At 63.9% G+C, this 10009-nt stretch carries 10 protein-coding genes and 1 tRNA gene; 8 read left to right on the top strand and 3 right to left on the bottom strand.

Annotated features, from left to right (window positions below; translation table 11 throughout):
* The 4 genes from CIC12_RS12730 to CIC12_RS12745 form a co-directional block, all read left to right on the top strand.
* Positions 1-1439: sensor histidine kinase (locus tag CIC12_RS12730; RefSeq protein WP_168664462.1), on the top strand; the 1439-nt coding region annotated here is incomplete at its 5' end.
* A 216-nt stretch (positions 1440-1655) separates the two neighbouring features.
* On the top strand, positions 1656-3314 hold the full coding sequence (locus CIC12_RS12735) for an MFS transporter (protein WP_168664463.1): 1659 nt from the start codon (positions 1656-1658) through the stop codon (positions 3312-3314).
* Positions 3315-3400: 86 nt separating this feature from the next.
* A tRNA-Met gene (locus CIC12_RS12740) sits at positions 3401-3477 on the top strand.
* A gap of 282 nt (positions 3478-3759) precedes the next feature.
* Entirely contained in the window at positions 3760-4098 is a 339-nt protein-coding gene (locus tag CIC12_RS12745) for a hypothetical protein (RefSeq protein WP_168664464.1), read from the top strand.
* Positions 4099-4160: 62 nt separating this feature from the next.
* Here CIC12_RS12745 and CIC12_RS12750 read toward each other — a convergent pair whose 3' ends face one another.
* On the bottom strand, positions 4161-4604 hold the full coding sequence (locus tag CIC12_RS12750) for a MarR family winged helix-turn-helix transcriptional regulator (RefSeq protein WP_121315637.1): 444 nt from the start codon (positions 4602-4604) through the stop codon (positions 4161-4163).
* Positions 4605-4740: 136 nt separating this feature from the next.
* Between CIC12_RS12750 and CIC12_RS12755 the strand changes: the two genes are divergently transcribed.
* A complete protein-coding gene (locus CIC12_RS12755) occupies positions 4741-6279 on the top strand; it encodes a DHA2 family efflux MFS transporter permease subunit (protein WP_168664465.1) in 1539 nt (512 codons plus the stop codon).
* Positions 6280-6299: 20 nt separating this feature from the next.
* Here CIC12_RS12755 and CIC12_RS12760 read toward each other — a convergent pair whose 3' ends face one another.
* Positions 6300-6977 (bottom strand): FCD domain-containing protein, encoded by a 678-nt coding sequence (locus CIC12_RS12760; protein ID WP_168664470.1) that lies wholly within the window; start codon positions 6975-6977, stop codon positions 6300-6302.
* A gap of 244 nt (positions 6978-7221) precedes the next feature.
* Here CIC12_RS12760 and dgoD point away from each other — a divergent pair, with 244 nt between their 5' ends.
* From dgoD to CIC12_RS12775, 3 genes are all read left to right on the top strand, one after another.
* Positions 7222-8370: a galactonate dehydratase gene (dgoD, locus tag CIC12_RS12765; protein WP_168664466.1), complete on the top strand. Its 1149-nt coding sequence runs from the start codon at positions 7222-7224 to the stop codon at positions 8368-8370.
* A 403-nt stretch (positions 8371-8773) separates the two neighbouring features.
* A complete protein-coding gene (locus CIC12_RS12770; RefSeq protein ID WP_168664467.1) occupies positions 8774-9076 on the top strand; it encodes a hypothetical protein in 303 nt (100 codons plus the stop codon).
* 26 nt (positions 9077-9102) lie between these two features.
* Positions 9103-9333, top strand: a complete 231-nt coding sequence (locus tag CIC12_RS12775; RefSeq protein ID WP_168664468.1) for a YodC family protein — start codon at positions 9103-9105, stop codon at positions 9331-9333.
* A gap of 341 nt (positions 9334-9674) precedes the next feature.
* Here CIC12_RS12775 and CIC12_RS12780 read toward each other — a convergent pair.
* On the bottom strand, positions 9675-10009 hold a 335-nt coding region (locus CIC12_RS12780), incomplete at its 5' end, for a CopD family protein (protein ID WP_168664469.1).

The following is a 10009-nucleotide window of genomic DNA, read 5'->3' on the forward strand; positions in this document are numbered from 1 at the left end:
CAGCAGCACGCCCGCGCTCGCTGTTCGGCGAGATTCTCGACTGGATGCTGGCGCCGCTGCTGCTGCTCTGGCCCATGAGCCTCGCGGTCACCTATCTGGTCGCCAAGTCGATCGCGAACGGCCCGTTCGACCGCGCGCTCGAAACCGATGCCTACGTGCTCGCCCGCCAGATCCATCCGGTCAATGGCGTGGCGGAGCTGTCGCTGCCCGACTCGACGCGCGACTTCCTGCGCGCCGACAACGTCGACAGCGTGTTCTATCAGGTGCTCGGCACGCGCGGCGAACTGGTGAGCGGCGAGCGCGACATGCCGCTGCCGCATGAAGAGGACCGGCCGCCGCCGGGCATCGTCGAATTTCGCGACGACGTGCTGCACGGCAACGACATCCGCGTCGCCTACACGACCGTCGAGTTTCCGCGCACGCCCGACGCGCAGCCCGTGCTGGTGCAGGTCGCCGAAACGCTCGACAAGCGCAGCCAGCTGGCCAACGACATCATCAAAGGCGTGATCCTGCCGCAGTTCGTGATTCTGCCGCTCGCGATCCTGCTGGTGTGGTTCGGCCTGTCGCGCGGCCTTGCGCCGTTGCATGCGCTGCAGGCGCACATCCGCGCGCGGCGCCCGGACGATCTTTCGCCGCTCGAAGCGCGCCGCGCGCCGCCGGAAATCGAGCCGCTGGTGACGTCTTTCAACGATCTGCTGACGCGCCTCGAGCAGAACATGGAGTTGCAAAAGCGCTTTATCGCCGACGCCGCGCATCAGATGAAAACCCCGCTCGCCGGGTTGCGCATGCAGGCCGAGCTGGCGCTGCGCCAGGATGTGTCGGCGGAAGTGCACCGCTCACTCGAACAGATCGCCACCAGTTCCGAACACGCCGCGCGGCTTGTCACCCAGTTGCTGGCGCTCGCGCGCGCGGAAAACCGTATGTCGGGGCAGATATTCGCGCCGGTTGAGGTTAGCGAGGTCGCGCGCAACGCCGTGCGCGACTGGGTGCAGGCCGCGCTCGCCAAGCAGATGGACCTCGGCTACGAGGCACCCGACGGACCCGTCGAAGTCGACGGCAATCCGGTGATGCTGCGCGAAATGCTGTCGAACCTGATCGACAATGCGATCCGCTATACGCCGCCGGGCGGGCGCATTACCGTCAGGGTGAGACATGACGCGGCGGCACGGCTGGTGCATCTGGAAGTCGAAGATACCGGCCTCGGCATTCCGGTCGCCGAACGGTCGCGGGTGATCGAGCGCTTCTACCGGATTCTCGGCCGCGAAGGCGACGGCAGCGGGCTCGGGCTGGCGATCGTCCGCGAGATCGCGACCATGCATGGCGGCGAACTGGCCATCGACGACAACGTCTACCAGGAGTCGCCGAGGCGTGCGGGGACGTTCGTGCGGGTGAGTTTGCACGTGCATGAGCGGGGCGGGACTTACCCTAACGCGCCCTGAACGGAAAAAGTAGCGCACACGTTTTTGAGATAGTTGAGCGAACATTGCCGCACTTTTCAGCGAATTTAACGGGCGTTATCGAATCCTGGCCGGCACTTCGAATTATGCTCATTCACCTCGCGACGTCAGTACGCCGTAAGTTTCCACTCCAATAATCGGTTTCACGGGAACGCCTTTACCGGCGCTCCGCGTGCATATCAATATTGGAGACAGCATATGGCTACCGTTGGCGGGCAAATCTCGCACGTGCCGATGACTCGCGAGGAGAAGCGGGTGATCTTCGCATCGTCGCTCGGGACGATTTTCGAGTGGTACGACTTCTATCTGGCCGGCTCGCTGGCGGCCTTCATTAGCAAAAGCTTCTTCTCCGGCGTCAATCCGACGGCCGCCTTCATCTTCACGCTGCTCAGCTTCGCCGCGGGCTTCGCGGTCCGGCCGTTCGGCGCGATCGTGTTCGGGCGGCTCGGCGACATGGTCGGGCGCAAGTACACGTTCCTCGTCACGATCGTGATCATGGGCTTGTCGACGTTCCTGGTCGGCTTTCTGCCCGGCTATGCAGCGATCGGCATTGCTTCGCCGGTGATCTTCATCGCGATGCGGATGCTGCAAGGTCTCGCGCTCGGCGGTGAATACGGCGGGGCCGCGACTTACGTGGCGGAACACGCGCCGCCGGGACGTCGCGGCTTCTACACCGCGTGGATCCAGACCACCGCCACGCTGGGCCTGTTCCTGTCGCTGCTGGTGATTCTCGGCGTGCGCACGGCGATGGGCGAAGACGCATTCGGCGCGTGGGGCTGGCGCATTCCGTTCGTCGCGTCGATCCTGCTGCTGGCCGTGTCGGTGTGGATTCGCCTGCAATTGCATGAATCGCCGGTGTTCGAGCGCATCAAGGCCGAGGGCAAGACGTCCAAGGCGCCGCTTTCCGAAGCGTTCGGCCAGTGGAAGAACCTGAAGGTCGTGATTCTCGCGCTGATCGGCTTGACCGCCGGCCAAGCCGTGGTGTGGTACACGGGCCAGTTCTACACGCTGTTCTTCCTGACGCAGACGCTGAAAGTCGACGGCAGCAGCGCCAACATCATGATCGCGATCGCGCTGCTGATCGGCACGCCGTTCTTCCTGTTCTTCGGCTCGCTGTCGGACCGGATCGGCCGCAAGCCGATCATCATGGCCGGCCTGCTGATCGCCGCGCTCACCTACTTCCCGCTGTTCAAGGCGCTGGCGCACTACACCAACCCGGCGCTGGAAGCGGCGACCGCGCGGGCTCCGATCGTCGTGATCGCCGATCCGGCGCAGTGCTCGTTCCAGTTCAATCCGGTCGGCACGGCGAAGTTCACGAGCTCCTGCGACATCGCGAAGAGCGCGCTGTCGCGCGCGGGCCTGAACTACGAGAACGTCGCGGCGCCGGCGGGCACGCAGGCGCAGATCCGGGTCGGCGACACGGTGGTCAACACGTTCGACGGCCACGCCGCCGATGCGAAGGAGCAAGGCAAGCTGTTCGACACGACGCTCGCCGCGACGCTGAAGGCTGCGGGCTATCCGCCGAAGGCGGATCCCTCGCAGATCAACTGGCCGATGAGCGTGGTGATCCTGACGATCCTCGTGATCTACGTGACGATGGTCTACGGTCCGATCGCCGCGATGCTGGTGGAAATGTTCCCGACGCGGATTCGCTATACCTCGATGTCGCTGCCGTATCACATCGGCAATGGCTGGTTCGGCGGGTTCCTGCCAGCCACGGCATTCGCCATCGTCGCGGCAAGGGGCAACATCTATTCGGGGCTGTGGTATCCGATTGTGATTGCGCTGGTTACGTTCGTGATTGGCGTGCTGTTCGTGCGGGAGACCAAGGACTCAGACATCTACGCGAAGGACTGAAACGCGTGATGGGCCGGGCAAATTAAAAAAGTTGTGCGCCGGGGGTTGACAGCCTCCGGCGCCGTCAGCATAATCTCGCTTCTTTCGGCGAATTAGCTCAGTTGGTTAGAGCGACGGAATCATAATCCGCAGGTCCGGGGTTCGAGTCCCTGATTCGCCACCAGCATCAGTCGCAAGGCCCGCTTCTCCTAACCGAGAGCGGGCCTTTCGTTTTACAACGACGATTTTGCTGCGGTGAACCGGCGGGCGTGTTGCGTCAGCCGTGCGAACAACCGCTTACAAGGCCATCGCCCCGCCCGTGTTAGCATCACCAAAACGATGTCTTCAATGGAGTGAGTTATCCTCCTCGCATTGATTCGTCGCCGGTTGCAAGAGAGCCGCTAACCCTCAAGGTTCAGCGGCTTTTTTTTGGCTTTCCCCATCGCAACTTCAAGGAGGTTTCTTGATGATGTTCCGCACCACCGCGCTAGCCGCGGCTACCGTTTCCATGGCGCTGCTAGGGGTCACGTCCACATCGACGGCGCGGGCCCAGACACCGACCGACAGTCAATGGCGCGCCAGCCCGATCGCCCTGTCCACGCTGCTGCAGGACGGCTACAAGATCGTCGCCGTCGTGAATGGCGCGCACGGCGCCGCCGGTCCGGCCGACACGATCTTCGTTCAGCGCGATCAGAGCGCGTTCAAATGTATCGACCCGCAGCAGCCAGACGCGCGCACGAAAGCGCCTGCCTGCTTCGAACTGGTCCCGCCATCGGGAACCGCACCGGCTCGCGAATCGAAGTAACGGCACATGCGATGAGCCGGCGCATCGCTTGGGCGCCGCCGCCACGCCGTCCTATGCGCACCTCAACGATCGACCAGGCGACTCAGATTGCCGCGCACCCGCTGCAATAGCGCGATCAGTTGCTGCGCCTCTTCATCGCTAAAACCGTTAAGCGCTTCGAGCGCCACCTCATCGCCCACCTTGCGCGCCTTGCCGAGCGTACGTCCGGCTTTGGGCGTCATGCGCACCAGGTACTCGCGGCGGTCCTGCGGATTGGCGATCCGCTCGATCCAGCCGCCCTCCGCCATGCGGTCCAGCAACCGGCCCGCCGAAATCGGCGCGACTTCGAGCAGATCCGCGAGCCGCGCCTGATTGATGTCGCCGTAATGCGCGAGATAAGCAAGCACGCGACACTGCGCGCGCGTCAGATCGACCGAGGATTTCGCGAGGTCGTCGAATCGCTTGCCTGCCAGCCGGCCGACGTCGGAAACCAGGAAGCCGAAGCGCTCTTCGAGTTGGGTTTTCATGCGCGGATTATACGAAAGCCTTTCGCCTTCGAGCGCGGTTGCGAGCGTAATTCAGCCTCCGCATAACTCCTGATGGCGGGCGCTCGTGCAAGGGATATAATAAGCATGCTTACTATATCGACGACCCCGCTCACTCATGTCCTCCGCCTCCTCGCCGGCGAGCGCGACCGCGCCGCTCAACCGGCCGATGATCACGCTCTCGATCATGCTCGCAACACTGATCCAGACGCTCGACAGCACGATCGCGAACGTGGCGCTACCGCATATGCAGGGCGCGCTGTCCGCGTCGCAGGACGAGATCACGTGGGTGCTCACTTCCTACATCGTCGCTGCCGCGATCGCGACGCCGCTCACCGGCTGGCTGTCCGACCGGCTGAGCGTGAAGCGCCTGCTGATCGTCGCGATCGGCGGCTTCACGGTATCGTCGGCGTTGTGCGGGCTGTCGGAAACGTTGACGCAGATCGTCGCGTCGCGTTTGCTGCAAGGGATTTTCGGCGCCTCACTGGTGCCGCTATCGCAGTCGATCCTGCTCGACATCAATCCGCGCGAAAAGCAGGGCCAGGCGATGGCGGTGTGGGGCATGGGCGTGATGGTCGGGCCGATTCTCGGGCCGACGCTCGGCGGCTGGCTCACCGACAGCTACAACTGGCGCTGGGTGTTCTTCATCAACGTGCCGATCGGTGCGTTTGCGCTGTTCGGCGTGGCGACCTTCCTGCCCTCGCGCGAGCCGAAACACGACGTCAAGTTCGACGCGTTCGGCTTCATCACACTCGGTCTCGCGATCGGCGCATTGCAGGCGATGCTCGATCGCGGCGAGCAGCTCGACTGGTTCGCGTCGACCGAGATCGTCATCGAGGCGCTTGTCGCGGCGATCAGCTTTGCGTTTTTTCTCGTGCACACCGCGACAGTCGGCGAGCGCTCGTTCTTCAAGTACAAGTTGCTGAAAGACCCGAACTTCGCGACCGGCACCTTCTTCATCTTCGTGATCGGCGCGGTGATGTACGCGACGCGCGCGCTCCTGCCGCCGATGCTGCAAAACCTGATGAACTATCCGGTCGCGACCACCGGCCTCGTCACCGCGCCGAGCGGCGCGGGCACGATGGTCGCGATGCTGATCGCCGGACGCCTGCTGAAGCGGATCGACGCGCGGCTGTTGCTGCTTGCCGGCTTTCTGATTTCGGCATTCGCGTTGTGGCAGATGATGCACTACACGATCGTGCTGTCGGCGTCGGACATCGTGTGGCCGGGCGTGATCCAGGGCTTCGGGCTCGGTCTCGTGTTCGTGCCGCTGAGCGCGCTGACCTTTTCGACGCTCGCACCCGAACTGCGCGCGGACGGCACCGCGACCTACAGCCTGATGCGCAATATCGGCAGCAGTATCGGCATTTCGATCGTGCAGACGCTGATGACGCGCAACACGCAGATCTCGCACGCGGACCTCGCGGCGAACGTCACGCCGTTCAATCCGGCGATGCAGCCGATGCTCAGCAGTGGCTCTGCCTACGATATCGCGGCGCTGAACGCGTCGATCACACAGCAGGCCTCGATGATCGCCTATCTGAACGACTTCAAGCTGATGTTCGTGGCGACGTTGCTGGTGATCCCGCTACTGCTGTTGATCCGCCCTTCGCGCAAGGCACCTGATGCGTCGGTCGCGCATGCCGCGATGGATTGAACGCGGCCACGCACCTACGTTCACCCCTCAATCCGCCCTCGCGTCACCCCGAGCAACGACGCCATCGCCGCACGCGCGGCAGCGGCGTTGCGCTCGCGAATCGCGTCGAACACCGCCGTATGCTCGGCCAGCGACGCGTTGAATACGTCCGCGCGTTTCGCATTCAGGCGCAGCTGCGCCTCCAGCGTACGCTCGATCAGCGTGCCCAGCGGGATCAGCAATTCGTTGCTGCACGCGGTCAGCACGCTCAAATGAAATTCCAGATCGGCGCGCACCCACTCGTCGACGTTGCGCGCGGCCACCATCGCCGCATGGGCGGCCGCGAGCGCGCGGAATGTGTCGTCCGTATGCGAGGCGGCCGCCAGAGCCGCGGCATACGGCTCGATCATCTCGCGCATTTCCTGCAGCTTGAGCGCGAACGCCATCGGCTCGGCGACGCGCGAATACCAGTCGAGCAGATCGGCATCGAGCAAGTTCCACGCGGGCTTGCGCCGCACGCGCGTGCCCACGCGCGGCCGCGATTCGATCAACCCCTTCGAAGTCAGCGTACGCAGCGCCTCGCGCAGCACCGTGCGGCTCACGCCGAACGTTTCCATCAACTCCGCCTCGCGCGGCAGAATCGAGTCGGGCGCGTAGTCGCCGCGCAGAATCGCGGTCGCCAGCAGATGGGCGACGCGCCCATGCAGATCGTGCTGAATAGCTTTCTCCCAGCGGCCCTGCGGCGCCGTTTATTGATCATGAACCCAGCGTCCGACAGGAACGTCCGGGCATCATCCCGCCTTTCGGCGTCCCGTCGCCTTGATTCGACGCCTTCCTGTGCGGCCGCCTGTGGCCACGATTTGGCGAATAATACTATTAATAGTACTTAAACGCGCTTTTGTTGTAGCATGTGAATCCTCGAAATATTTCGCGTGGCACCCAGGCCGCAAGGAGACGCACACCATGAAAATCACCAAGCTCGAAACCTTCATCGTTCCGCCGCGCTGGTGCTTCCTGAAGATCGAGACCGACGAAGGCATCGTCGGTTGGGGCGAGCCAGTGGTCGAAGGCCGCGCGCATACGGTCGCGGCCGCGGTGGAAGAGCTGTCCGACTATCTGATCGGCAAAGACCCGCTGCTGATCGAAGACCATTGGCAGGTGATGTATCGCGCGGGCTTCTACCGTGGCGGCCCGATCACGATGAGCGCGATCGCCGGCGTCGACCAGGCGTTGTGGGACATCAAGGGCAAGCATCACGGCGTGCCAGTACATGCGCTGCTCGGCGGCCAGGTGCGCGACAAGATCAAGGTGTACTCGTGGATCGGCGGCGACCGCCCGAGCGACGTCGCGAACAACGCGCGCGCGGTGGTCGAGCGCGGCTTCAAAGCCGTGAAGATGAACGGCTCGGAAGAGCTGCAGATCATCGACACGTTCGACAAGGTGCAAGGCGTGATCAACAACGTCGCGGCGGTGCGCGAGGCGGTCGGGCCGAACATCGGTATCGGCGTGGACTTCCACGGCCGCGTGCACAAGCCGATGGCGAAGGTGCTGGCGAAAGAACTCGACCCGTACAAGCTGCTCTTCATCGAGGAGCCGGTGCTGTCGGAGAACGCCGAGGCACTGCGCGACATCGTCAACCAGACCAATACGCCAATCGCGCTCGGCGAGCGCCTCTACTCGCGCTGGGACTTCAAGCACATCCTGTCGGGCGGCTACGTCGACATCATCCAGCCTGACGCGTCGCACGCGGGCGGCATCACCGAGTGCCGCAAGATCGCGTCGATGGCCGAAGCGTACGACGTCGCGCTCGCGCTGCACTGCCCGCTCGGCCCGATCGCTCTGGCAACCTGCCTGCAGATCGACGCGGTCAGCTACAACGCGTTCATCCAGGAACAGAGCCTCGGGATTCACTACAACCAGGGCAACGACCTGCTCGACTACATCAAGAATCCGGAAGTCTTCAAGTACAAAGACGGCTTCGTGTCGATTCCGCAAGGCCCGGGCCTCGGCATCGAAGTCAACGAAGAGAAGGTGCGCGAGATGGCCAAGGTCGGACATCGCTGGCGCAACCCGGTGTGGCGTCACGAGGACGGCAGCGTCGCCGAATGGTAAGCGTGTGAAGACATGCCGCTTGCGGGCGGCATGTTCGCTTTGATCGGCGAGCGGGTGTCAGTCTACGATGCCAGGCTCGCGTCAACGCTCGTGAATGCATTCGGTATGGTCTGCGCATCGTTTTCTTAGCTCGTCCTGGGCAACATGGGCTAACCGCCCAGGCCTCGTGACGACCGCCCGCCCGCCCGCATGTTACGGCGACGTGACGAACAGCCCTTTCGCAACAACGTAACATCCCGGACCGCGCACGCAGAGGCACGCGTTCCACGGACCGTTACCCGCCCGCTTCATTTCTCGCAAAGCCTTGTCATCAGGGCTATCAAGCCGTTTGTACGGCACCAGACATACGCATGGCCCGCCCCTTGCTGAAATGCTTGCAACAACGCACGCATCGGGGCACTTCATGGGCGAATTCCTTCCTGACTATCTGATCCGCGAACAGGCGGCCGTCGGCGCACTAGTCGCGTTCGGCGTGCTGCGCATCCTCGGCGCGATGCTGGCGTTCGAACGCGGCTGGCGCATCTCGGTGGTCGAGAAATGCTTCGTTGTCGCCGCCGTCGTCTATTGCCTGCCGCAGCTCTTCGATCTGCTGACGCATACGTACAGCGCGCACGCCGCCGGCGCCGAACTCGAAGGCAAGGCCGCGGGCTGCGCGATCGCGCTCTTTTGCGCGCCGATCGTCGGCCATCGACTCGGCCTCGAATAAGCCGCTTCATCAAGCGCATGCTCACCATGCGACTGCGACTGGCGAAGGAGCGCGCGAAACCTGCGTATGACGCGGGCGAAGTGCTGAAGCTCAGCTCTGGCGGACACCCCATGAGCGCCACCTGGCGCAGTCCGGTGCTGTTCGCACCGGGCAACTGGCTGATCCGCCAATGGTTCAGCGACACCGGCGAGTTGCAGCAGGAGATGTTTCCGGCGCAGACGCTGCAACGGGCAAGCCAGGACGCGCTCGCCGCCTGAAGAGCAGTAGCGGCTTGCTGGCCACCGCCAGGCGACCGTGTGTATTGCGCCGCACGCTCTTGCAGTGCGGCGCTTTTTTTGTGGTGTCCCGTTGCAAAGATGAAGCAAGGTGGACGAGCGGGCAGCGGGCGCTCGCAGCCGTACTGCAGGCGTCTTGAGACGCCGCCGTTTGCGAGCTTGGGGTGCACACGCTTCTTGCCGCAAAAATCGGTGCGCGGCGTGGCCGCCCCCACGCGGACGCTGGCGATTTCATGCACGCGTCGCACAGCTCCGCGCAACACCCCACCTCACGCCCTTCGCCCGCCCCGCTCAACTCAACCCGGCTCAACCGCCCGACGGCTTCACCCCAATGCCGCGAACGCCGGCACGCTATGCGACAGCACCGCCGCCGCGACGAACGCGCCGATCATCGCCAGCGCTTCCAGGTACAGCACGTTGACGAAGGTATGCGCATCCATCGTCGACGCCGTGCGGCGCAGGCGCGGCAGCGCGAGGAAACGGTTGAGTCCGCCGAGCACTAGCGCCATTGCGACCAGCACGAGCTTCAGCGTCAGCACATGACCCCACGTGCTGAACTGAATCGCCTGGAGCGAGCCACCCGAGCCGCGCACGGCATTGAAGATGCCGGACAGCAGCACGAACCCTACTGCCACTACCGACACATTCGACACCTGGG

The sequence above is a fragment of the Paraburkholderia sp. SG-MS1 genome (assembly GCF_012275575.1).
Classification (GTDB): Bacteria; Pseudomonadota; Gammaproteobacteria; order Burkholderiales; family Burkholderiaceae; genus Paraburkholderia.